This is a genomic window from Falsiruegeria sp. JB4-1 (assembly GCF_055693495.1).
The window spans coordinates 986,085-1,007,682 of sequence record NZ_JBVFTZ010000001.1; the positions used below are offsets into that span (position 1 = coordinate 986,085).

A 21,598-nucleotide genomic window follows, 5' to 3' on the forward strand; every position below is an offset into this window, starting at 1 on the left:
TGCCCCACCTTGCCCTTACATCCGACGTCATGAAGGAACTATTGCGCAGCACCGATCCGACCATCATGGCCTTTGCCTCCGCCCTTCTTGAGGGCGAGGATATAGACTGCTTTCAGATGGACGTAAATATGAGCATCCTCGAAGGAGGCATCGGAATTTTCCCCCGTCGCATGATGGTGCGGGAAGAGGACTATGATTACGCCGTTCGAGTGATGCGCGACAACGAAATCCCATTGGGCAAATAGGCCCGTGACCTTTCACGTGTTTTCCGACGATCAGGTGACGCAGAACGCCTTTCTGGGCGGGCGGTTGAGCTTGCTTCAACCTCGCGAGGGGTATCGTGCAGGCGTTGATCCGGTCTTGCTCGCCTCGGTTGTACCCGCGCGGGCAGGTCAATCGGTGCTGGAGCTGGGCTGCGGGGCGGGCGCGGCAATTTTGTCGCTGCTGACGCGGATCGACGGGGTGCAAGGCCATGGTGTTGAATTGCAACCCGAATACGCCGATCTGGCGCGCCGAAACGCAGCGCAGAACAATTTGTCGATTGAGGTAACATGTGCTGATCTCAGCGCGTTGCCAGACGCGCTGCGTCAGCTTCGGTTCGACCATGTCATCGCCAATCCACCTTATTATCGCAGCGGTGCCCATAGTCAGGCCCGTGATGTGGGGCGCAGTGTCGCCTTGGGCGGGGACACGCCCCTGACCAATTGGGTCGAGGTTGCAGCGCGTCGATTGCTGCCTAAAGGCTTCCTGCATGTGATCCAGAGAACCGATCGCCTGCCGGAATTGATCGCTGCTTGCGAGGGGCGTTTGGGCTCGCTTGAAGTGCTGCCATTGGCGGCTCGCCCAGCGCGCGCGCCGGACTTAGTGATTCTCCGAGCAAGGAAAGAGGGAAAATCGCCCTTTCGCCTGCACGCTCCACAAATCCTTCACGAAGGCGAACGTCACACGGCTGATGTCGAAAGCTATGTCCCGGAAATTCGGGCGGTTTTACGCGATGGCGCAGCCTTACGGTGGCCTGCCGTAAGGTAAGCGATTGTTAGCCGATATGTCAGATTGATGACAGTTTCATGCACCTGCAGCGTGACAGAGCGATTTTGATATGCTCAACTCGTCCAGCATACAATTGAGAAGGAGGATTGCCATGAGCCTGAGCTCGCACCTGACGGAGCTGAAAAAGAAGCACGAGCATCTCAGTCTTGAAGTGGAAGAGGCACAGCGATCACCTAGCATTGACGGGCTGCATCTGGCAAATCTGAAGAAACAAAAACTCAAACTAAAAGAAGAAATAGAACGCCTGTCTGTCTAACGTGACATACTGCTGCGGGCCGCAATCACTGCACCGCCCGTGATCAACAAGGCCGCGATCGCCAAAGCCCAAGTGGGCGCGGCGATCCCGGCAACCACCAAAACAAGGGTCGACAACAGGGGCGCCGCATAAGAGCTGGTGCCGAGCATCTGAATGTCCCCGCGTTTCACTCCGATATCCCAGACGTAAAACGCCAGCCCCACTGGACCCAAGCCGAGGCCAAGCGTCGAGGCCCAGCCCCAGGTGCCTTGCGGCCAGACGGTTTCTTCGACCGCCAAGTGCAGGCCCCAGGACGCAATGGCCGTGGCGACGCAGAACACCGCGACCGAGCTTGTGGGCACCTCTCCCATGCGGCGCGACAGGACCGAGTAACCTGACCATGTCAGCGCGCATAGAAGTGCCAACATGTAGCCGGGCAGAAATTCAGCCTGAAATCCGTCGCTACCGCCGCCCAGGATGATCAGGGCTGCGCCGGAAAAACCGAAACAGGCTCCAACCAGATGGCCGAGTTTCAATTTTTCGCCGGGCAATAGTCCCGAGAGCAACACGATCAGCAGAGGCCAGAGATAGGCGATCAACCCGGCCTCGGCCGCTGGGGCCAGCCTAAGGGCTGAGAAATAGAGCGCGTGATAGCCAAAGAGGCCGATGGTGCCAAAGACATACACCTTGACCGGTATAGTACGCAGTTGCCCAAGGCTCCCGCTGGCCGCAGTCCAGATCAGCCCCAAGGTCCCGCCAATGGAGAAGCAGATAGCGTTCAGCAGCAGTGGTGGCGTCGGTGCGGACCCGACGGTTAACAACGCGAGCAACGCCCACAGTAGGACGGCGATAAAGCCGATGGCGGTGGCTTTGGATTTGCTCATGCTGACGGGACGTCCTCGACCGGAATAATGTCAAACTCGTCCGAGATATGCGCGGTCTTGTCAATCTCGGATACGAACCAATCGCGGAATGCCTTGACCTGCGGGCGCTCTTCGACTCCCGGTAGGCACAGGAACCGAAAGCGTCCGGTGCTTTCGATGGCGGTCTTGAAGGGCGCCACAAGCCGCCCCTCTTGCAGATCTTTTATGATCATCGCGCGCCGACCAAGAACAGCGCCAACCCCAGCCACGGCGGCATCTACGGCATGATCGGCATTAGAAAAATGCGTGCCATGTTCGGGGTTGTGTTGCACGCCGACTGCACGAAACCAGGTCGCCCAGTCACAGGGTGGGCGCAGAAAGGCGATGGAATCGTCAAAGATAAGCGGCGCGTGTGTCAGGCTGTCAGTCGTCGGGAACTGCTCAGCCATTTCGGGCGACATCACAGGCGTCAGCCACTCTTTGCGCACCTGAACCGAATACAGTCCCTCGTCAGGGCCATAGCCGAACCGGATCGCAACATCTACATCGTCGCGCTTCAGGTCTACCATACGCAGGGTGGCTGAAAAACTGAGGTCAATATCAGGATGTTGGCGGGCGAAATCATAGAGCCGTGGAGCGAGCCATTTTGCCGTCAAGGCGGGGCCAGCGGTGACGGTCAGCGATGTGTTGTCCTGCAATCTGCGTGCGGCGCGCCATGCATCGGTCAACGTTTGAAACCCGTCCGCCGCGCCTGGTGCCAGCGCACGCCCGGTTTCAGTCAATTCCACCGCCCGATTGAGGCGTTTGAACAGAGGCTGTCCCAAATGCTCCTCAAGCGACTTGATCTGAAATGACAAAGCCGTCGAGCGTGACATTCAGTTCCTTAGCCGCGTGGGCAAAGGACATGTGCCGAGCTGCGGCATCAAAGGCGCGCAAGGCGGTTAAGGGGGGCAGTCGGTCTCTCATGTTCGCATCAAAAATTCTTAAGTGAAGGTCTCAAAACTCTCGTTTGTACGATTGCAATTGGTGTCACATATTGGGTGCAAGTCAAGACAAACTGATCTGAGAAAGGGCAGAGAGATGATCGAGATGACGACAAACCCCGCCGCCCAACGTGCATTCCAGCGGGCACATGCAGAGCGGTCCAAGGCCATCAAGTCGGTATTTAACTGGCTGTTCGGTTCCCGCTGAGCGCAGCGCGCGCGTTCTTACGGGATATGAAAAGGGCCGGTCCTGATGGACCGGCCCTTGCTGTTTGTTTGGCACTAAGGCTTAGACGAAGAACTGTGCGCCGTTGGCCGAAATGGTCGAGCCGTTGACAAAGCCCGCATCGTCCGCAACCAGGAACGACACGCAGCGTGCGATCTCTTCCGGCTCACCCAGGCGACCTGCCGGGATCTGAGCGATGATCGACTCGCGGACTTTTTCCGGAACCGCCATCACCATGTCGGTGCCGATGTAGCCGGGGCAGATTGCGTTGGCGGTGATGCCTGCGCGCGCGCCTTCTTGGGCCAGCGATTTGACGATGCCCAGATCGCCCGCTTTGGTCGCGGCATAGTTCACCTGAGCGAACTGGCCTTTCTGACCGTTGATCGAGCTGATGACAACGATGCGGCCGAACTTGCGCTCGCGCATGCCGGGCCAGATCGGGTGAACGGTGTTGAACACGCCGGTCAGGTTGGTATCGATGACTTGGTGCCACTGCTCGGGCGTCATCTTGTGGAATGGTGCGTCGCGGGTGATACCTGCGTTGGCAACAACGATGTCGATTGGCCCAACTTCGGCCTCAACCTTGGCGATGCCTGCAGCCGAGATCCTCGTAGTTGGCGACGTTCCACTTGTAGGTGGCGATGCCGGTCTCTTCTGTGAATTTGGCTGCGGCTTCGTCGTTACCTGCATAGGTTGCCGCGACGTTGTAACCTTCGGCCTTCAGGCGCTTGGAAATCGCGGCGCCGATGCCGCGCGAGCCGCCGGTGACGAGTGCTGTTCTTGCCATTGAGGAATCCTCCAATTGAAATTTGGCGTTGTAATGCTGTTACCCATTACGGTCAGGATGCGCAATATTCTTTCGTGATGAAATTCTCATGACGGGCGGAGAATTTTGTCGCAGTCTGTGTAAGGAGTTGATGTTAAAAGAAAAGGGCGCCGCAATGGGCGCCCTCTCTATGGCGGATGCGCCGATGCTTAGTCGCGCTCCACGCACAAGGCTACGCCCATGCCACCACCGATGCACAGGGTGGCGAGACCTTTTTTGGCGTCGCGGCGCTTCATCTCGAAAAGCAGGGTGTTCAGAACGCGGCAGCCCGAGGCGCCGATGGGGTGACCAATGGCGATGGCGCCGCCGTTCACGTTCACGATCGACGGATCCCAGCCCATGTCCTTGTTCACGGCACAAGCCTGCGCAGCAAAGGCTTCGTTGGCTTCGACCAGATCCAGATCTTCAGGCTTCCAGCCTGCTTTTTCCAGAGCCTTGCGCGAGGCATAGATCGGACCCACACCCATGATCTGCGGGTCCAGACCAGCAGTGGCGTAGGACACGATGCGGGCCAGCGGCTCAATCCCGCGCTTTTCAGCGTTGTCGGCGGACATCAGCAGCGTCGCTGCAGCACCGTCGTTCAGGCCAGAGGCGTTGGCCGCGGTGACCGACCCATCCTTGGTGAAGGCCGGGCGCAGTTTCTGCATGGCTTCCATGGTGGCGCCGTGACGGATGTATTCGTCCTTGTCCATCACGATGTCACCCTTGCGGGTCTTGATGGTGAAGGGGGTGATTTCGTCCGCGAACTTGCCGGCCTTTTGGGCCGCTTCGGCTTTATTCTGCGAAGCGACGGCAAATTCATCCTGCATCTCACGGGAGATCTGCCACTTCTCGGCGACGTTTTCAGCGGTCTGACCCATGTGATAACCGTTGAAGGCATCCCACAAACCGTCGCGGATCATGGTGTCGATGTACTTCATGTCACCCATCTTGTGGTAGGCGCGCAGGTTTGCTGCGTGGGGCGACAGGGTCATGTTTTCCTGACCACCGGCGGCGACGATGTCGGCGTCACCCAATTGGATGTGCTGAGCCCCCAAAGCAACGGCGCGAAGGCCCGAACCACAGACCTGGTTGATGCTCCAAGCGGCGCTTTCTTGCGGTAGGCCAGCGTTGATGTGCGCCTGACGGGCCGGGTTTTGGCCTTGAGCGGCAGTCAGAACCTGACCCAGGATGGTCTCGCTGACTTCGCCTTTTTCGATACCGGCGCGCTCGACGACGGCCTCCAAAACTGCGGCGCCCAAATCATGCGCAGGGGTGTTCGCGAACGAACCGCCAAAGCTGCCTACACCCGTCCGTGCGGCCGAAGCAATTACTACGTTGGTCATGTGATCCAATCCTTTGCCGTCATATTTCTTGAGAAATGTGAAGGCTTCGGTCTTAGGAGTCGACTCACAAAGCGCCTCGCATCTCACACTCTCGCAAAAGGTGACATAGCGGAATGCTGCACTTGCAGCAACAGACAGCTTGCCTCATGTGTCGCAAAATCGAGTTTAGGCGCAATTTTTGTACTCAGGCACTGCGTTTGTCCTGAGCGGATTGTTTCCAAGGCGGATTAACGGTGGGAGCTCCAAACAGAAAACCCTGCAAACAGTCGACGCCTTGTGAGACCAGAAACTCGGCCTCTTCGACGGTTTCGACCGATTCGGCGATGGTGAACATGTCGAATTGCCTGGCAATTGTAATCAAGGATCGGACCACGGCCTGGTTGTCCGGGTTTTTGTCGATGCCCCGAATAAACTGACCGTCGATCTTTGCCGCGTCGAAAAAGAACTCACGAAACAGGCGCAAGGCGATATTGCCGGCGCCAAAATCGTCCAGAGCAAAAGCGATACCGTGCTCTTGGAGTTGATCCATAAAATCGATTACCAGTTCGGGAACCGTCATAACCGAGGTTTCGTTGATCTCGAGTATTAGACGTTCACCCAGCGAAGCGTCCTTTTTTAAATGACGGTTTAGGATCTGAGACCATTTTTTGAACCCAATCGAGCGAGCAGACATGTTGATCGACAGTCGGATAGTCGGATTGCGGGCCAAGGTTTGCAGGCCAATTTTTAGTGCGTTGCAGTCCAGTTCGCGCCCGATTTCGGTGTTTTCGACGCTCGGCATGAAATCTCGTGCCGGAATCACTCGCCCGGTTTCATCCAGAACACGGATGAATCCTTCGTAGAAGGCGCATTGATGCGGCGGCTGAGCTTGCATTACGGGCTGAAAGGCCAAAAAGCACTGATTGTGTTTCACGGCTTCTGTCGCCATTTGTACGGCGGAACGATCCCTTTGTCTGACAGCAGCATCCAATGGGTTGTCCAGTTGCCGATTAGCGTTGGCCATCATCATTCGGCGTTGCAGCATGTTGATCCTCTTATCGGCGGGCGCGGATATCGAGGACAAGACTTTGCCAAAAATGTGAATCAAGCCTTAAACCTAAAGTTTTCCTAAAGTTCTTGATGCATCGTTGAAAGCTATTGGTTGAGCAGTCCGTCCAAGCTCTTTCAAGTTAGATCAGCTTATTGAAAGTTCATGAATTTCAATTGGATGAATAAACTTCCCCCTTCTTCGAAGCGCGGCGAAGATGGATAGGTCGATTGTGATTGTGAAGCTTCGTTCAAAATTGAAAGAACTTTACGGCAGTCGTCAGAACCCAGGCGATCCTCGATCCTGTGGATTGCGGATCAGATGTTTGGATTTGATGGTTTCAGACGTGTCCCGGCTGCCGTCGTGGCTATAACCAGGCGGGCCAAAAGCATAACTCAGGCGCTCGCGCCAGCTTATCCCGGACTGAAAAACATCTTTGAAAATTCCCAACCATTCATGAAAAGCAACACGTAGCGGATTGAAACTGCCGAGGTTATGGACAAGGCCATAATCCACCTTTTCATCATCCTGTTCCGGAACAAATGTGCCGAACATCTTGTCCCAGATGATGAACACACCGGCATAGTTGCAATCCAAATAGCGTGGATTGCGACCGTGATGGACCCGGTGATGACTGGGGGTGTTCATCACTGCTTCGAACCAACGAGGCATCTTTCTGATTGCCTCGGTGTGAATCCAGAATTGATAGATCAGGTTCAGCCCGCCGCAGAACAGCACAATCGCGGGATGGAACCCCAAAAGGATCAGCGGTGCCCGTACGATCATCATGAAGGTGAAAGTCCCAGTCCAGGTCTGTCGCAGTGCCGTGGTCAGATTGTAGTGCTGGCTGGAGTGATGGTTCACATGGCTGGCCCAGACCCAGCGAATGCGATGCCCGAACCTGTGCACCCAGTAATACCGCAGATCGTCCAGCACAAAACACAAGATGAACACCCCGACCGAGGTTCCCAGATCCAGAGGTGTCAGCGCCCAGAGGAACATGAAAAATCCATAGGCGATAAACCCGACCAGCAGGCCCGACGCCACGCTGCCCGCACCCATGATTAAAGAGGTCACGGCATCGCGCGTCTCGTACCGCCCTCCTTTGCCTTTGACTGCGATCCAGATGAACTCGGCCAGAATGGCGGCAACAAAGAAGGGAACCGCCAGTTGAGTGGGGTCGGGAAAAGAAAGAGTGTCTGTCATGTCGCCTGAATCATGTTGCGCCATTGCTGGCGTTCTTCGGGTTCTAGCTCCACGCGGACGCTTGGGGCGGTGAAATCAGAAAAGCGGAAGCGCAGGCCTCGGCTGGTGTCATCCAGTTCGACTTGCGTCAGATGGCGCGCGACTGTGTCCGCGCCAAATGCCCATACAAGCCCCATCCCGGCCGAAGTCGTCACCAACGCCGCATGTCCGTCCTTGGCCGCGATCACACTTCTGACGTGATCATCCGGAAAATGACGCACCCAAGCCTCGCGCGCTGTGCCCTCGGTCAGGTGCGCGCGGTTGGACTTGCCGCTTAGATGCAGCATGACCGCAATGGATGCGATGCCGACAACCACAAGGATCAGCAGGGTATCAAGTGGCATGGGGTCCTCCTGCCCCAAAATCTGCGCAAGCTGGACGGCTCTGTCAAAGGTGGCGTCGCGTCAGCCAGGTTGGAGTTGATCCAAAACCATCGGCTGGACCACGCGCTCGACAAACGGAACCAATCCGTCGGGACCAGAACTGCGATCCTTGAGGTGGATGGACACATCCGGACGTCGACTGGCGATCACTCCGATCAGCGCGCCGCGAATTGCGTCGTCCAAACCAGCCCCCATGACGACGCAAGCAATCCTGGGTTCCGCTTCAAGCTGGTGGATGACTTCGGCCTGATCATGGGCCCCCAGCCATTCTATGGGTAGGTGTTGCAGTTGTTGGGCGACATTGCCAATCACCTGAGGCAGCCGACCAATCAGAAGTACCACGGGTTTCATGGCTCTCTCCATCTTACCAAGTCAGCGCCTGCACATTTGGCAGGCCTGCGTAGTATAGCACAAATGGCTCTTGGCTCAGCTGTCCCTCTTCTTCTTGCTAAAAACACACCGGAGCGCGAGGCAGAGCCTCGCTCTCCGTGTATCAACCGGCGAAGCGCTTCAGAAAATCAAGATGGCGTTGCAACAAGCGCCTTGATGATCGCTTTGGCGCTTTCCGAATTCCATTCTGCATCGCCCAACATCCGCGCGATTTCCTGACCTTCGGGGTTCAGGATGACAGTCACCGGCAAACCCAACACCCGCATCTCGCGCGACAATGTCATCCCCAGATCCTGGTGACGGGGCAGGTTGGTGACTTCGATGTCATCAAAGAACTTCTGAATTCCCGCCGGAGAATTGCGCCCGGTGGCGATGGTCAGTACTTCGAAATCGTCGCCACCAAACTCTTCCTGCAGTTCCGAGAATTGAGGCATCTCCTTGCGGCAGGGGGCACACCAGGTGGCCCAGAAATTCACCAACACATATTTGCCCTTGTAGTCAGCCAGCGTTTTCTGGCCGCCGTCATCTTCCAGGTCAAAGGCCTTGTCCGAAACGGGCAGGGGGTTGGGCAGGATGACAAGCTTCTTCATGCTCCCTTCGCGCAGGGCCTCAAGCGCTAAGCCGATCAAGATCGGCGGCGATGGCGCCGGATGGATTTGCGCCCACCGCAAGGGCGGTATAGACGAGGGCCAGCAACAGTTTCTTCATATCCCCTCCGAAGGGTTTCCAGATGACCGACAAGACCTCGAACCAAATGTGGGGCGGCCGCTTTGCCGCCGGACCGGACGCGATCATGGAGGCGATTAACGCCTCGATCGGGTACGATCAGCGGATGGCAGCCCAAGACATTGCTGGCTCGCGGGCCCATGCGGCGATGTTGGCCGCAACAGGCGTTATTACGGATAGTGATGCCGAGGCCATTCGTGAAGGCCTCCTCACCGTATTGTCAGAGATCGAAGGCGGAACGTTTGAGTTTTCGACCGCGCTCGAAGACATCCACATGAACGTCGAGGCGCGCCTGAAAGAGGTGATTGGCGAGCCTGCAGGACGTTTGCACACGGGCCGAAGCCGAAATGACCAGGTTGCGACCGATTTCAAACTCTGGGTCCGCGATCAACTGGACGCGGCGGAAAGTGGCCTGCTGGCCCTTATCCGTGCGCTTTTGGCGCAGGCCGAGGCCGGTGCCGATTGGGTGATGCCGGGCTTCACCCACCTGCAAACCGCGCAGCCTGTCACATGGGGCCACCACATGATGGCCTATGTCGAGATGTTTGGCCGTGACCTGTCGCGGGTCCGCGATGCGCGCGCCCGGATGAACGAATCGCCCTTGGGCGCAGCAGCGCTTGCAGGGACATCCTTTCCCATCGATCGGCACATGACCGCCGAAGCCTTGGGTTTTGACCGTCCCGCCGCCAACTCGCTGGATGCAGTCAGCGATCGTGACTTTGCGTTGGAATTCCTGTCGATCGCCTCGATTTGTGCCGTACACCTTTCGCGTTTTGCCGAAGAGCTGGTGATATGGTCCTCGGCCCAGTTCCGCTTTGTCACGCTGTCGGATCGCTTTTCGACCGGTTCGTCGATCATGCCGCAGAAAAAGAACCCCGACGCCGCCGAGCTGATCCGCGCCAAGGTCGGCCGCATCTATGGCGCCAACACCGCGCTGATGATGGTGATGAAGGGCCTGCCGTTGGCCTATTCCAAGGACATGCAGGAAGACAAAGAACAGGTCTTTGATGCTGCCGACAACTGGATGCTGGCGCTCGCCGCGATGGAGGGCATGGTCAAGGACATGACGGCGAACCGCGAAAGCCTGGCTGCTGCTGCCGGTTCTGGCTTTTCGACTGCGACGGATTTGGCTGACTGGCTGGTGCGGGTTCTGGGCCTGCCGTTCCGCGACGCCCATCACGTTACTGGTTCGCTGGTTGCGATGGCCGAAACCAAGGGCTGCGATTTGCCGGATTTGACGCTGGCGGACATGCAATCGGTGCATGCAGACATCACCAACGATGTCTTTGGTGTTCTTGGCGTCGATAATTCAGTAAACTCGCGCATGTCTTATGGTGGAACCGCGCCAAAACAGGTGCGTGCCCAGATCGAACGTTGGAAAGCGACCCTGTCATGACCCTGATCCGCACCTCACTTGCTGTCGTCTGTCTTGCAGTTCTGGCGGGATGCGGTGCGGATGGCGAACCCGTGCAGCCGTCCCTCAACGCCCATGTGGGTCTTGGGGGCAGCAGCACTTATGTCGGTGGCAGCGTCGGACTGCACCGCGGCCCGTTCAACCTGTACTTAGGTTTCTAGGAGCGATTTGCAGTTCGCTTATCCGCGATTTCTGGCGGCCGAGCTGCAAATAAAACCCGTCAATCAATGGCTTCGACCTGGCTGCGCGTCATTAATTGCGGCGGCTTTGAACTCCATGCGCTTCCTGTTTCGAACTTTGAGTAACCATATGCAAAAAGAGCCTGCATATAGTCTTGATCGAATGGAGTTGGCGAACTCTCCTTAAATCCGGCGCCGATCCAAGTAACCCTGTACGAGCTTCCAACATCGCGTGCACCTAGGTAAATTTCGAGTAGATCGTCGGTGCCTTGTGTCTTGACGAGTGTCTCTAGCGAGCGTGTGGCTATTGGAATCAACTTCCCTTTCGTTGTCTCGTGTTCAGGCAAAACTCGAAAATTCCGTATGACAAAAAGGTCTTCTGATTGCGAAGGCAACTCGCGTCGCGGATCGGCGAGATACCAGGCGTCCAATCCGGTGGACGCCGAGTAAATTGCGCCATCCACGTGCATTTCGTCCCGGATACCATTCGGAGTTTCAATTTCCATCAATACTGGCGGAAACGCTCCTGGAATGGATGAAGATGCCAGCAAAGCGTCTTCGAATACTCTTTCGGCATTTGGGGCCTTGCTCGCCGCAATTGCTCCCAGGTTCCAAATCACTGGCCGTTGCGCATCCAAGCTGAGCGATTGAATGAGAAGGCGTCTGCCCTTGTTGTGTTCCTGAGCAACTTCGGCAAGGAACTCCGGTGTCACAGTATCCCTGATGATTTGTTTCAGAGGGGCGTTGTCTGCTGCAGAGATGTTGAATGCGGTGCCGATCAGTGTCCGCGCTCTAAAGATCTGGTTGGCGGGTGTCCCACCATAGAACTGTCGAAGTGCGTCATCATATTTTGATCCCAGAAAAGCAAATGGCGCGATCAACGCGCCAGTACTTACACCGGTTACCGTTGTGAATTGGGGGCGCGTGCCGCTGTCTGACCACGCATTCAATAACCCAGCGCCATAGGCACCTTGTTCGGCTCCTCCGGACAAGACCAATACGGATCGTCCGCCGGACCCAACTCCCGACGATCTACGTTGGCTGTATGTTTCGGCTATTAAGGCATCAAGATTTGAAGGTGGTGTATCTGCCCAGTACCTGGCGTTCGGGATACCGGGGGTTTCCGGTGCGACCAGATCAGCTTGGCTCGCTGGAGCACGGTGCAGCTCGGCGCATCCTGCCAACGCGAGAACCAAGGACAAAACACCAAACATATTCAAGGTTTCCAAAATGTCGCAGGGCAAGAAACGTGACACTTTGAATCTCATGAGGTGGTTTCTCGTCTTTGAGGCATGCCTAAGAATACGAAGCTACTCGTGCCTTGGAGTATGTGTTGTGGATGCGGTTCACAGTGGTTTTGGTTCGCCTGCATTGCAACGCATTTTTTGCGGAAAACTTGGCAATGATCGCCTCTGTGCTTGGGCCATTGCGGAGCACTCTTTTACAATCAGCCTGTTGTCTTTGAAGTCGACGGCGAACTTCGTTCATTTTACAGGTTTCAATTCCCATTGATCCGGGCAGTGATTTTGGTCTAATCGCGCAAGTATGGATCACTTTCTCTATCGCGACGGCGCGCTCTACGCCGAGGATGTTCCGGTTTCCGAAATCGCCGCCAGCGTCGGGACCCCGTTCTATGTCTATTCGACGGCCACCCTGCTGCGTCATTTCCAGCTGTTCGATGATGCGCTGGAGGGAACAGACCACCTTGTCTGCTATGCGATGAAGGCGGCTAGCAATCAGGCGATCCTGCGCACGTTGGCGCAAGCGGGCGCCGGTATGGATGTGGTGTCCGAGGGCGAGTACCGACGGGCTCGCGCCGCCGGAGTACCGGGTGACAAGATCGTCTTTTCCGGCGTCGGCAAGATCGCCCGAGAAATTCGCACCGCGCTGACCGATGGTATTCGCCAATTTAATGTCGAATCCGAGCCCGAGATGGAGGTGATCAACACCGTCGCCCTCGAACTGGGCGTCGTGGCCCCGGTCACCATCCGTGTAAACCCGGATGTCGACGCCAAAACCCACGCCAAGATCGCGACCGGCAAGTCCGAGAACAAGTTTGGTATCCCGATCTCGCGCGCGTCAGAGGTTTACGCACATGCGGCTTCTCTGCCGGGCCTCGAAGTCATTGGCATCGACGTTCACATTGGCTCGCAACTGACTGAACTGGAACCGTTCAAGTTGGCCTATGAGAAAGTGGCCGAGCTGACCGAACAACTGCGCAGCGAGGGGCACAACATTCGCCGTCTCGATCTGGGGGGCGGTCTTGGCATCCCATACACCCGCTCGAACGAGGCACCGCCACTGCCGGTGGAATACGGCAAGTTGATCAAGGACACCCTGGGCCATCTGGGCTGTGAGATCGAGATCGAGCCAGGCCGCCTGATTGCGGGTAACGCAGGACTGCTGGTCTCGGACGTGATCTATGTGAAATCAGGTGAAGGTCGCGATTTCCTGATCGTGGACGCCGCGATGAACGACCTGATCCGCCCGGCAATGTATGAGGCGTATCACGACATCGTCGCCGTGAACGAACCTGCCCCGGGGACAGAGATGCAGCCCTATGACATCGTCGGCCCCGTCTGCGAATCCGGTGACACATTCGCCAAACAGCGTAACATGCCGCCACTCAAATCCGGCGATCTGATCGCCTTCCGCAGTGCCTAGGCGCTTATGGCGCGGTCATGTCCAGCGAATATAACACACGTCCCCTGATCCCAGAGGTTTTGGTGAATGGTGATCAATTCGCGGTTATCCGCCCACGTCCAACCTTTGACGAAATCATAAACCGCGATACCATACCCCAGTGGCTCTGACGCGATCCCGCGCGGGCCGTTGGGAGTGATGCTTTGAAAGCCAGACAGCCCGGGACATTGCCAATTCCGCGACTTTCGCTTTGGGCGACCCATTTGGGCATGGTTGCCGAGCAGCTTACTCGATCCTTCTGGCCGCTTTTCTCCATAGTGATGGCAGCCCTTGCGGCATTGCTTCTGGGTTTACACGAAATGGTGCCGGTCGAGGCTGTCTGGGGTGCCGCCTTAACAGCAGGTTTGGCGGCTTTGGTGGCTCTGGTGTTTGGCGCGCGCAGGTTTCGATGGCCAACACGAACCGACGCTTTGATCCGTCTTGACGAGTCGCTTCCGGGTCGGCCAATCCAAGCTCTTGTTGATACACAGACAATCGGTTCCAGCGATGCTGCTTCCGTCACCTTGTGGCAAGCACATCAGCGGCGCATGTCGGAACGGGCGTCACAGGCAGAACCGGTAAAGCCTGATTTGAATCTGTCACACCGTGATCCCTATGCGCTGCGATACGCGGCCTTGCTTTTGTTGTCCGTTGGTTTGTTGTTCGGTTCAATATGGCGGGTTCAGTCGGTCGCGAATTTGACGCCCGGCGGCGACGCTTTGGCGACGGGGCCGTCTTGGGAAGGGTGGGTTGAACCTCCGCGATACACCGGGTTGCCCACGCTATATTTGAACGATCTGACTTCGGACACATTGCTTGTACCCGAAGGGGGCGGATCACGCTGCGGTTTTATGGCCAAGTCGGCGCGCTTACTCTTTCGGAAACGGTCACAGGCGAAGTTATCGAGGGTAAAGGCGACGCGACCACGCACGATCTCATTGTCTCGCAATCGGGGTCCGTACAGATCCAGGGTCAGGGCGGCAAGCAATGGGCGATCGAGATGATCGAAGACAGTGCACCGCAAATTTCTGTAGCAGGTGTGATCGACGCAGAAGCGGGGGGCAGATGAGCCTGCCCTATACCGCGAGTGACGATTATGGCGTTGTTTCCGGCACCGCTCATATTGAATTGGATTTGGCGGCTGTGGATCGTCGGTACGGGCTGACTGCCGACCCTGACCCGCGCACTGTCGAGACTGTGGACCTGCCAATGCCCATAGCGGGCGACAGGCGCATGTTTACCGAGGATTTTATCGAAGACTTCTCGCAGCACCCGTGGGCCAACCTGCCGGTCAAAGTTACGCTGACTGCGGAAGACGCAAATGGAAACATAGGCGAGGCGATGCCCTACGGTGGTATCCTACCGGGGCGCCGTTTTTTTGATCCGCTGGCGGCTGCTGTGATCGAACAGCGGCGCGACTTGTTGTGGGCAACGTCCAACGCCAAACGAATCGCGCAAGTGCTGCGCGCCGTGTCTCATCGCCCCGAGGACGTATTCCGGTCCGAAACGGTCTATCTTCGTTTGCGTTTCACCCTTCGTCGTCTTGAGGCATTCACAGAATACGGGCTGCGTCCTGAACAGCAGGCAGAAATAGCGCAATCGCTATGGGATCTTGCCGTCATGATCGAAGACGGAACGTTAGGTGATGCCCTCGAACGCCTGCGTCAAGCGCGCGAACGTTTGGCCGAGGCGATGAAGAACGGTGCCTCTGATCAGGAAATTGCAGAATTGATGCAGGAATTGCGCGAGGCGACGCAAGACTATCTGCAACAGTTGCAGCGTCAGGCCGAAAACAACGGGCAGCAGTCGCCCGAAAGTCAGCAACAATCCGAAAACATGATGACGCTCAATCAGGATGACTTGCAGCGCATGATGGATCGCATTCAGGAGTTGATGGAACAAGGTCGGATGGCCGAAGCGGAACAGGCCCTGCGTGAATTCCAGGAAATGATGGAAAATATGCAAACGGCTCAGGGTCAACAGGGCCAGGGGCAATCCGAAGGGCAGCAGGCCATGGAAGGTCTTGCTGAAACCTTACGCAACCAGCAAGGGCTGAGCGATCAGGCGTTCCGCGATCTGCAGGAACAGTTCAATCAGGGTGGCCAATCCGGTCAGAGCCAGGAAAACGAAGGTCGCAATGGCGGCCAAGGCCGTGGCCAGAGCCATGAAGGGCAGCAAGGTCAAGGTCAGGGGAACGGTGATCGTCAAGCACAGGACGGGCAGCCAGGTGCAGGAGATCAGGGAACTCTGGCAGACCGGCAGCAAGCGCTGCGAAACGAGTTGCAACGCCAGCAGGATGGCCTTCCTGGTACTGGCACGCCGGAGGGAGACGCAGCGCGTGATGCCTTGGGTCGGGCGGGCGAGGCTATGGACAACGCCGAAGACGCATTGCGACAGGACGATCTGGCCGAAGCCATTGATCAACAATCTGAAGCGATGGAAGCACTGCGCGAAGGGATGCGGTCATTGGGCGAGGCGATGGCCCAGCAAAACAATCAGACACAACCAGGTCAAGGGTCGCAAGAGGGCGACATGCAGGCCCAAAATCGAGACCCCCTGGGCCGCCAACAGGGATCCGCCGGGTCCATATCAACGGACGAGAATTTGCTTCTTGGTGAGGACGTGTACCGTCGTGCTCGCGAGCTGCTGGATGAGATACGTCGCCGCGCCGGAGAAGGCGAACGCCCTGAGGCCGAGTTGGAATACCTAAAACGGTTGCTCGAGCGGTTCTGAACCGCAATATCGCCAGTACCGCCAAGGTATTCAGCGGTTTTGAAATCTAGAACCCCTAGTTTTCCAAATAAGCTATTGCGCTGAAAGGCTCGACATCTGCATGTCGAGCCATACACGGGCCTGGTCCACCAGCGCCACAAATGCGCTGAGCATTGGATCGGCCTGCGGTACGCTCTGAGCGATCTGCGGTGCATTCAAATACAACAAAGCCAGCAACGCGCCGAACAATATTGCCACCGTCAAACCGCGCATGAACCCCCCACCCCGATTGCGGCGGGCAGGGCCCGGGGCAACGGCGGTTGTTGGCGTCGCGGCGTCCGCTTGGTCCGATCCGCTGCGCAGCGTGGAATTGATTTCCTCGATGTCAGGAAGCAAATCTCGCCGAGTGGAACCGTCGACAGACGCGTCAGTTTTTTGTGGGTCTTCGCCCTTCATGACCGCCATTCGGTCGCGGGCTTCTTTGGCGCGCCGTGAGGGTTCGTCGCCTGATGTCGCATCCAGCCCCAATTCAGGCTGGCTTTCGATATTTTCGGCTTCATGCGCGCGCAACTCTGCTTCGCGTGCAGCTTCTTCTTTCAGAATGTTCGCAACCGATGGCTCCACACCCTTTGAATGGTCTTCACGGGGCGTCGAGGGCAGGTCATCGTCGTAGGTCAGATCATCTTGCTGATCGTCATAAATGTCGTCTTGGTCGTCAAACTCTGGCTCAGGTTCTGGCTGAGAGCTCTCTTGTCCGGTTACCGCGGCCCGCAAGTCATCAGGTTTGGGTTCCGGTTGTTGCGTGTCCGGCTGTTCGGTCGCCTGTTGCGCATCCGGATGGGGTTGAAACCAGGTGTCGCCACAGTTGGAACATTGTACGTCTCGACCTTCGGACGGGATCACCTCGGCCGGTACCTCGTACTGTGCTCCACAGTTCGGACATGTAAGACGCATGCTGCCTCCCGGACCAATGCTGGTCAGATGTTATTTTTGAAGCGATCATATGCCGTTAAGCCCTTTTCGAAAAGAGACATCTGATCACTTGCTGCCAAGTGTCACCTTGCGGACTCGGTTCGGGGCATTGAAACTGTTCACCGGCTGAGGCACAAGAACGCTCATAAGCGTCAGGGGGCAGAATTTGATCGAGCTGGATAATGTCGGCTACAGCTATGGTGGCGGCGAATTGCTGGGCGAAGTATCGGTGCAGCTTGCGCCGGGTTCGTTCTATTTCCTGACGGGCCCGTCGGGTGCCGGGAAGACCACGCTGCTCAAACTGTGTTATGGGGCACTGCAACCGACAGCGGGGCAGGTCCGCGTTTTTGACCAGGACATGCGCTATCTAGATCGGGACCAGATGGCCATGATGCGCCGTCGCATCGGTGTTGTTCATCAGGATTGCCGGTTTTTGGATCATCTGCCGTTGGCGGAAAATATCGCCCTGCCATTGCTCGTGTCTGGTCGGAGTATGACCAGTGAAGAAGAAAATTTGACAGAATTGATGCAATGGGTCGGGCTGGCTCCGCGTGCCGACGCCCTGCCTCCCGAATTGTCAGGCGGAGAGCGCCAGCGTGCTGCCCTTGCCCGGGCGGTGATCATGTCCCCCGATGTGATCATAGCTGACGAGCCTACCGGTAATGTTGATTGGGAAATGTCGCAGCGGCTGCTGAAACTTCTCGTGGAACTGAATCGCATGGGAAAGACCGTTTTGATTGCAAGCCATGATCTTGCATTGATCCGGGCGGCCAAAAGTCAGGTCCAGGCGCGTGTTCTTAGAATCTCCAATCGTCGATTGCAGCTTGCAGGAGCGGACCTATGAGCAACGGAACGATCCGTAGCCTGCTGATGGGCGACAAGCAGGCCGACAGGGTGGTGCCACCTACGGGGTTCACGGCGCGGCTGACGCTATTTGTTTCCGGCGCGATGGCTTTTTTGGCGGTCTTCGCGTTGGCTCTGTCCCTGGCGTCGGGGCGCTTGGCGGATCGTTGGGCAGATGAATTGGCGCGCTCTGCGACTTTGCGGATCAATGCACCTGCTGACCAAAAAGCAGCACAAACCGAATTGGCGCTCAAGATCCTGCGCCAGACCCCCGGTGTAGAAACTGCGCGGGCATTAAGCGTCGAAGAACAGACCGCATTGCTGTCCCCTTGGTTCGGACCGGATTTGCCGTTGGATACTCTGCCAGTACCGCAGCTTATCGAAGTGATCGAAGGTGACACAGGTTACGATCAGGCCGGGCTTCGGCTCCGGTTGAGCGCTGAAGTGCCCGGCGCGGTTCTTGACGATCACACACGATGGCGCGATCCACTGGTGGCAGCGGCGAATTCTTTAAGACGGTTGGCTTTGATTTCGATTTTGTTGATTGGCGGTGCAACGGCGGCGATGATTACCCTGGCCGCCAATGCGGCCCTTTCCGCAAACGCACAAGTGATTGAAGTACTGCGATTGGTTGGCGCGCAAGACCGTTTCATTGCCGGTGCTTTTGTACGTCGTTTCACATTGCGGACCCTGGTTGGTGCCGCGGTCGGTGTTGTTTTGGGCATGGGCGGTGTGCTGCTATTGCCCGAAGCATCGCAAGAGGGTGGTTTCCTGACGGGATTGGGCTTTCGCGGGGTGGGATGGTTGTTGCCGTTTACCGTGCCGATCATGGGAGCAATCGTTGCATTTGGCGCGACATGGGCAGCTGCTCGGCGAACACTTAAGGAGCTGACGTGATGGTCAATGCGTTTCAATGGCTGAGATCCCTGATCTTCATGATCGTGATCTACGCGTGGATGGTGTTTCTAGGGATTCTGTTCCTTCCATATGCGATCGTTTCAAAACGCGGCGCGTTGAACGCTTGCAAAACCTATGCACGCAGCACAATTTGGTTGGCGCGTTGGATGGTCGGTATCCGCTCCGAGGTACGTGGCAACCCACCCACCGAACAGGTCTTGATCGCGGCAAAACATCAGTCGTTCTTCGATATCCTGCTGATCTTCAACGCCATCCCTCATGGCAAGTTCATCATGAAACGCGAACTCCTTTGGACGCCGGTCATTGGTCTCTATGCCAAGCGCCTGGGGTGTATACCGGTCAATCGGGGCAAAAAGGGGGCTGCGATCTCAAAAATGGTCAAAGATGTAGCAGCCGAATTCGAAGAACCAGGTCAGTTGGTGATTTACCCTCAGGGTACTCGGGTCGCTCCTGGCGTGAAGAAACCGTACAAAGTTGGCACTGCTGTTTTGTACGAAGGGCTGGGTGATCCATGCGTGCCGGTGGCTGCTAACGTGGGCGTGTTCTGGCCGCGCACTGGCATCATGCGTAAACCAGGGCTCGCCATTGTGGAATTCCTCGATCCGATTGAGCCAGGAGTTGCGCGCAACAGTTTTATGTCGCGACTCGAAACTGCAGTTGAAAGCAAATCTGACGAGTTGATGCGTGAAGTGGGGTTTGACCCGAATGCAGTACATTGAGGACATAAGCGCACTTGAAGCGCTCTATGGTACCCCGGGTGCTGCCGCGACCCGCAAGGTGGCGCGCCGGATGACACCGCTTTATCGCAAATGGATCATGGCCTCCAAGCTATGTGTGCTCAGCACGGTGGGCCCTGAGGGCACCGACGGAAGCCCGCGCGGAGATGATGGCCCTGCGGTGTTGGAACTGGATCCCGGTACGCTGGCTATGCCCGACTGGCGCGGTAACAATCGGCTCGACAGCTTGCGCAACATCGTGCGTGATCCGCGTGTCGCGCTGATGTTTGTCGTTCCCGGATCGAACAATGTGGTCCGTGTGAACGGAAAAGCGCGACTGACTGCGGACGAGGGGCTGCGCCACCGGTTCGAACAAAGGGGCAAACACCCCGCCACAGTTATCGTGATCGAGATCGCCGAGATCTACACCCAATGTGCCCGTGCCCTGATGCGGGCAGGCACATGGACCGATGGCGACCAGAGCGCCGGATTGCCAACCGTCGGCCAGATCCTGGCCGAGGTTAGCGATGGCGAAGAAGGCGGCGAGCGTTATGATGCCGAATGGGCGCGCGCGCTGCCAAGACAATGTGGTAAGGCAACAGTCACACCGCTGCCGCACCGATCTTTGATACCTGTGATATCCACCGTTCCACGCGATCGGGTTTCGGCGTGCTTGCGCCTGCAAAATAGGTAAACCTGGTTGGTTTGAAGCCGACAAATCCCAGGATCTGCCCACGCATCTGCCGGATGAGCGCCTGACGATAAACCAACCGCATGAACCAGCCCGGCGTGTCTGACGTCAGTATGACTCGCGCTGTACGCCCGGACAGCATCGGGGCAGGCAGCCCGGCGAGCGTGGTCTTTCGGGTGTCAAAGGTGCGGCCCGGAATGAACATCCTATCAATCAGACCTTTCAGTTTGGCAGGCAAGCCGCCCCACCACATGGGTGTTGTCAGGACCAGATGATCGCTCCACTCGATGTCTTGCAGTACCTGCTCCAGCACAGGTTCCAGTGGCTTGAAGTCGTGATAGTTGCCCTGACCAAAGTCATGATCAAAGTCCAATTCGCTCAGATGAACAAAGCGTACATCGTGTCCCTTGTTCCTTGCGGCGTCACCATAGGTTTGGGCAAAGGTCCGTGACAGGCTGCTTTCTGCGGGGTGTCCATCAAGGACGAGAATTTTCTTGGGTTGCATCGAGAATCTCCAAAATTGACCATGGTCAATTAATAGAATCAAAAAATGACCGCGGTCAATAAAAATTTGACCATAGTCAAAATATGTGCGACCCAGCCACATGCAAAAGACGATTCAAAAACGTACGCTGAAAACCCGGGCCAAGCTGATCGCTGCGTCTGAAGAGGTGGTTGCCAAGGCCGGATACGAGGCCCTGAGAGTCGAGGATGTCGTTCAGACTGCCGGCGTTGCCAAGGGGACATTCTTTGCGCATTTTCGCGACAAGGATGCGCTGATGGAGATCCTGATAGGGGCCAAACTTGATAGCACCCTGACCCAAGCTGAAGGTCGCACTGCTCCCAAAACAGTCTCCGAGTTGATCAGTGGGCTGGAGCCCGTTCATAATCTTATGACGTCCGAGCGTTATGTCTTTGACCTGATTTTGCGCTATTCCGGCGCTGCCGCCATCGCCGAGATTGGTCCAATCGCACATTGTTTTGAACGGTATTTTCGTATCGTTGCGGCGTGGATGGAAACCGTCGAAACACGAAATGACATAGCTGCCGATCTGCTTGCCGAAGGGGTGCAGGCCTTTGCGATTCAGTCCATGTCACTGAAGTACTGTGCGTTGCACAGCGCACAAGATTTTTCCGGCTAAGCTCGAGGTTTACCTGAATGCCTGGCTGACGCCAGCCGCGTGCAAGTGAC

At 56.9% G+C, this 21,598-nt stretch carries 18 protein-coding genes and 6 pseudogenes; 11 read left to right on the forward strand and 13 right to left on the reverse strand.

The window, feature by feature from the left end; all coding sequences use genetic code 11:
• Positions 1-29: 29 nt before the first annotated feature.
• The 3 genes from ACZ1HE_RS05045 to ACZ1HE_RS05055 all read left to right on the forward strand — a co-directional run bounded on the left by ACZ1HE_RS05045 (position 30) and on the right by ACZ1HE_RS05055 (position 1,306).
• Positions 30-245 carry a putative signal transducing protein gene (locus tag ACZ1HE_RS05045; RefSeq protein WP_085797613.1) on the forward strand — a complete coding sequence of 72 codons (216 nt, stop codon included), beginning with the start codon at positions 30-32 and terminating at the stop codon, positions 243-245.
• A 4-nt stretch (positions 246-249) separates the two neighbouring features.
• The gene (locus tag ACZ1HE_RS05050; protein WP_472619817.1) at positions 250-1,029 is read left to right on the forward strand and encodes a tRNA1(Val) (adenine(37)-N6)-methyltransferase; all 780 of its coding nucleotides are present in this window, start codon (positions 250-252) and stop codon (positions 1,027-1,029) included.
• 112 nt (positions 1,030-1,141) lie between these two features.
• Entirely contained in the window at positions 1,142-1,306 is a 165-nt protein-coding gene (locus ACZ1HE_RS05055) for a YdcH family protein (protein ID WP_472619818.1), read from the forward strand.
• Here the strand turns inward: ACZ1HE_RS05055 and yddG are convergent.
• From yddG to ACZ1HE_RS05100, 9 genes and pseudogenes are all read right to left on the reverse strand, one after another.
• The gene (gene yddG, locus ACZ1HE_RS05060) at positions 1,303-2,169 is read right to left on the reverse strand and encodes an aromatic amino acid exporter YddG (protein ID WP_472619819.1); all 867 of its coding nucleotides are present in this window, start codon (positions 2,167-2,169) and stop codon (positions 1,303-1,305) included. The genes ACZ1HE_RS05055 and yddG overlap by 4 nt on opposite strands.
• Positions 2,166-3,114, reverse strand: a pseudogene (locus tag ACZ1HE_RS05065) (transcriptional regulator GcvA). Before ACZ1HE_RS05065 ends, yddG begins: the two are co-directional and overlap by 4 nt.
• Before the next feature lie 306 nt (positions 3,115-3,420).
• Positions 3,421-4,144: pseudogene (gene phbB / locus ACZ1HE_RS05070) on the reverse strand (acetoacetyl-CoA reductase).
• Between the two features lie 188 nt (positions 4,145-4,332).
• Complete coding sequence (locus tag ACZ1HE_RS05075) at positions 4,333-5,508, reverse strand: acetyl-CoA C-acetyltransferase (RefSeq protein ID WP_472619820.1); 1,176 nt, start codon at positions 5,506-5,508, stop codon at positions 4,333-4,335.
• 184 nt (positions 5,509-5,692) lie between these two features.
• Complete coding sequence (locus tag ACZ1HE_RS05080; RefSeq protein WP_472619821.1) at positions 5,693-6,532, reverse strand: EAL domain-containing protein; 840 nt, start codon at positions 6,530-6,532, stop codon at positions 5,693-5,695.
• Positions 6,533-6,814: 282 nt separating this feature from the next.
• The gene (locus ACZ1HE_RS05085; protein WP_472619822.1) at positions 6,815-7,741 is read right to left on the reverse strand and encodes a sterol desaturase family protein; all 927 of its coding nucleotides are present in this window, start codon (positions 7,739-7,741) and stop codon (positions 6,815-6,817) included.
• Positions 7,738-8,124, reverse strand: a complete 387-nt coding sequence (locus tag ACZ1HE_RS05090; RefSeq protein WP_472619823.1) for a hypothetical protein — start codon at positions 8,122-8,124, stop codon at positions 7,738-7,740. Before ACZ1HE_RS05090 ends, ACZ1HE_RS05085 begins: the two co-directional genes overlap by 4 nt.
• A gap of 60 nt (positions 8,125-8,184) precedes the next feature.
• A complete protein-coding gene (locus tag ACZ1HE_RS05095) occupies positions 8,185-8,514 on the reverse strand; it encodes a hypothetical protein (RefSeq protein ID WP_472619824.1) in 330 nt (109 codons plus the stop codon).
• Between the two features lie 167 nt (positions 8,515-8,681).
• Positions 8,682-9,261: pseudogene (locus tag ACZ1HE_RS05100) on the reverse strand (TlpA disulfide reductase family protein).
• Between the two features lie 22 nt (positions 9,262-9,283).
• Here ACZ1HE_RS05100 and argH point away from each other — a divergent pair.
• Positions 9,284-10,675 carry an argininosuccinate lyase gene (gene argH / locus ACZ1HE_RS05105; protein ID WP_472619825.1) on the forward strand — a complete coding sequence of 464 codons (1,392 nt, stop codon included), beginning with the start codon at positions 9,284-9,286 and terminating at the stop codon, positions 10,673-10,675.
• 14 nt (positions 10,676-10,689) lie between these two features.
• On the opposite strand, the gene ACZ1HE_RS05110 is transcribed toward argH, so the two are convergent.
• Positions 10,690-10,821 carry a hypothetical protein gene (locus tag ACZ1HE_RS05110; RefSeq protein ID WP_472619826.1) on the reverse strand — a complete coding sequence of 44 codons (132 nt, stop codon included), beginning with the start codon at positions 10,819-10,821 and terminating at the stop codon, positions 10,690-10,692.
• 92 nt (positions 10,822-10,913) lie between these two features.
• Positions 10,914-12,140, reverse strand: a complete 1,227-nt coding sequence (locus ACZ1HE_RS05115; RefSeq protein ID WP_472619827.1) for a patatin-like phospholipase family protein — start codon at positions 12,138-12,140, stop codon at positions 10,914-10,916.
• A 277-nt stretch (positions 12,141-12,417) separates the two neighbouring features.
• Between ACZ1HE_RS05115 and lysA the strand changes: the two are divergent.
• Together lysA and ACZ1HE_RS05125 are read left to right on the forward strand one after the other, a co-directional pair.
• Positions 12,418-13,685, forward strand: a pseudogene (lysA, locus tag ACZ1HE_RS05120) (diaminopimelate decarboxylase).
• 99 nt (positions 13,686-13,784) lie between these two features.
• A pseudogene (locus tag ACZ1HE_RS05125) lies at positions 13,785-16,287 on the forward strand (TIGR02302 family protein).
• A 72-nt stretch (positions 16,288-16,359) separates the two neighbouring features.
• Here ACZ1HE_RS05125 and ACZ1HE_RS05130 read toward each other — a convergent pair.
• A complete protein-coding gene (locus ACZ1HE_RS05130) occupies positions 16,360-17,220 on the reverse strand; it encodes a zinc-ribbon domain-containing protein (protein WP_472619828.1) in 861 nt (286 codons plus the stop codon).
• Positions 17,221-17,404: 184 nt separating this feature from the next.
• On the opposite strand from ACZ1HE_RS05130, the gene ACZ1HE_RS05135 reads away from it, so the two are divergent.
• From ACZ1HE_RS05135 to ACZ1HE_RS05150, 4 genes and pseudogenes are all read left to right on the forward strand, one after another.
• On the forward strand, positions 17,405-18,082 hold the full coding sequence (locus ACZ1HE_RS05135; RefSeq protein WP_472619829.1) for a cell division ATP-binding protein FtsE: 678 nt from the start codon (positions 17,405-17,407) through the stop codon (positions 18,080-18,082).
• The gene (locus ACZ1HE_RS05140) at positions 18,079-18,978 is read left to right on the forward strand and encodes a cell division protein FtsX (RefSeq protein WP_472619830.1); all 900 of its coding nucleotides are present in this window, start codon (positions 18,079-18,081) and stop codon (positions 18,976-18,978) included. Before ACZ1HE_RS05135 ends, ACZ1HE_RS05140 begins: the two co-directional genes overlap by 4 nt.
• Positions 18,978-19,718, forward strand: coding sequence for a lysophospholipid acyltransferase family protein (locus tag ACZ1HE_RS05145; RefSeq protein ID WP_472619831.1), 741 nt, complete (start codon positions 18,978-18,980; stop codon positions 19,716-19,718). Before ACZ1HE_RS05140 ends, ACZ1HE_RS05145 begins: the two co-directional genes overlap by 1 nt.
• A pseudogene (locus tag ACZ1HE_RS05150) lies at positions 19,705-20,309 on the forward strand (pyridoxamine 5'-phosphate oxidase family protein). Before ACZ1HE_RS05145 ends, ACZ1HE_RS05150 begins: the two are co-directional and overlap by 14 nt.
• An 8-nt stretch (positions 20,310-20,317) precedes the next feature.
• Here ACZ1HE_RS05150 and ACZ1HE_RS05155 read toward each other — a convergent pair.
• The gene (locus ACZ1HE_RS05155) at positions 20,318-20,911 is read right to left on the reverse strand and encodes an NAD(P)H-dependent oxidoreductase (RefSeq protein WP_472619832.1); all 594 of its coding nucleotides are present in this window, start codon (positions 20,909-20,911) and stop codon (positions 20,318-20,320) included.
• A 100-nt stretch (positions 20,912-21,011) separates the two neighbouring features.
• Between ACZ1HE_RS05155 and ACZ1HE_RS05160 the strand changes: the two genes are divergently transcribed.
• Positions 21,012-21,548: a TetR/AcrR family transcriptional regulator gene (locus tag ACZ1HE_RS05160; RefSeq protein ID WP_472619833.1), complete on the forward strand. Its 537-nt coding sequence runs from the start codon at positions 21,012-21,014 to the stop codon at positions 21,546-21,548.
• The last annotated feature ends 50 nt before the right edge of the window (positions 21,549-21,598 follow it).

What these genes read in the sequence shown, in the direction of transcription:
- ACZ1HE_RS05045 (WP_085797613.1), top strand. Translation starts at nt 30, where the DNA reads ATGAAGGAACTATTGCGCAGCACCGATCCGACCATCATGGCCTTTGCC.
- ACZ1HE_RS05145 (WP_472619831.1), top strand. Translation starts at nt 18,978, where the DNA reads ATGGTCAATGCGTTTCAATGGCTGAGATCCCTGATCTTCATGATCGTG.
- ACZ1HE_RS05080 (WP_472619821.1), bottom strand. Translation starts at nt 6,532, where the DNA reads ATGCTGCAACGCCGAATGATGATGGCCAACGCTAATCGGCAACTGGAC.
- ACZ1HE_RS05090 (WP_472619823.1), bottom strand. Translation starts at nt 8,124, where the DNA reads ATGCCACTTGATACCCTGCTGATCCTTGTGGTTGTCGGCATCGCATCC.
- ACZ1HE_RS05130 (WP_472619828.1), bottom strand. Translation starts at nt 17,220, where the DNA reads ATGCGTCTTACATGTCCGAACTGTGGAGCACAGTACGAGGTACCGGCC.
- ACZ1HE_RS05085 (WP_472619822.1), bottom strand. Translation starts at nt 7,741, where the DNA reads ATGACAGACACTCTTTCTTTTCCCGACCCCACTCAACTGGCGGTTCCC.
- ACZ1HE_RS05095 (WP_472619824.1), bottom strand. Translation starts at nt 8,514, where the DNA reads ATGAAACCCGTGGTACTTCTGATTGGTCGGCTGCCTCAGGTGATTGGC.
- ACZ1HE_RS05055 (WP_472619818.1), top strand. Translation starts at nt 1,142, where the DNA reads ATGAGCCTGAGCTCGCACCTGACGGAGCTGAAAAAGAAGCACGAGCAT.
- yddG (WP_472619819.1), bottom strand. Translation starts at nt 2,169, where the DNA reads ATGAGCAAATCCAAAGCCACCGCCATCGGCTTTATCGCCGTCCTACTG.
- ACZ1HE_RS05155 (WP_472619832.1), bottom strand. Translation starts at nt 20,911, where the DNA reads ATGCAACCCAAGAAAATTCTCGTCCTTGATGGACACCCCGCAGAAAGC.
- ACZ1HE_RS05115 (WP_472619827.1), bottom strand. Translation starts at nt 12,140, where the DNA reads ATGAGATTCAAAGTGTCACGTTTCTTGCCCTGCGACATTTTGGAAACC.
- ACZ1HE_RS05075 (WP_472619820.1), bottom strand. Translation starts at nt 5,508, where the DNA reads ATGACCAACGTAGTAATTGCTTCGGCCGCACGGACGGGTGTAGGCAGC.
- ACZ1HE_RS05160 (WP_472619833.1), top strand. Translation starts at nt 21,012, where the DNA reads ATGCAAAAGACGATTCAAAAACGTACGCTGAAAACCCGGGCCAAGCTG.
- ACZ1HE_RS05140 (WP_472619830.1), top strand. Translation starts at nt 18,079, where the DNA reads ATGAGCAACGGAACGATCCGTAGCCTGCTGATGGGCGACAAGCAGGCC.
- argH (WP_472619825.1), top strand. Translation starts at nt 9,284, where the DNA reads ATGACCGACAAGACCTCGAACCAAATGTGGGGCGGCCGCTTTGCCGCC.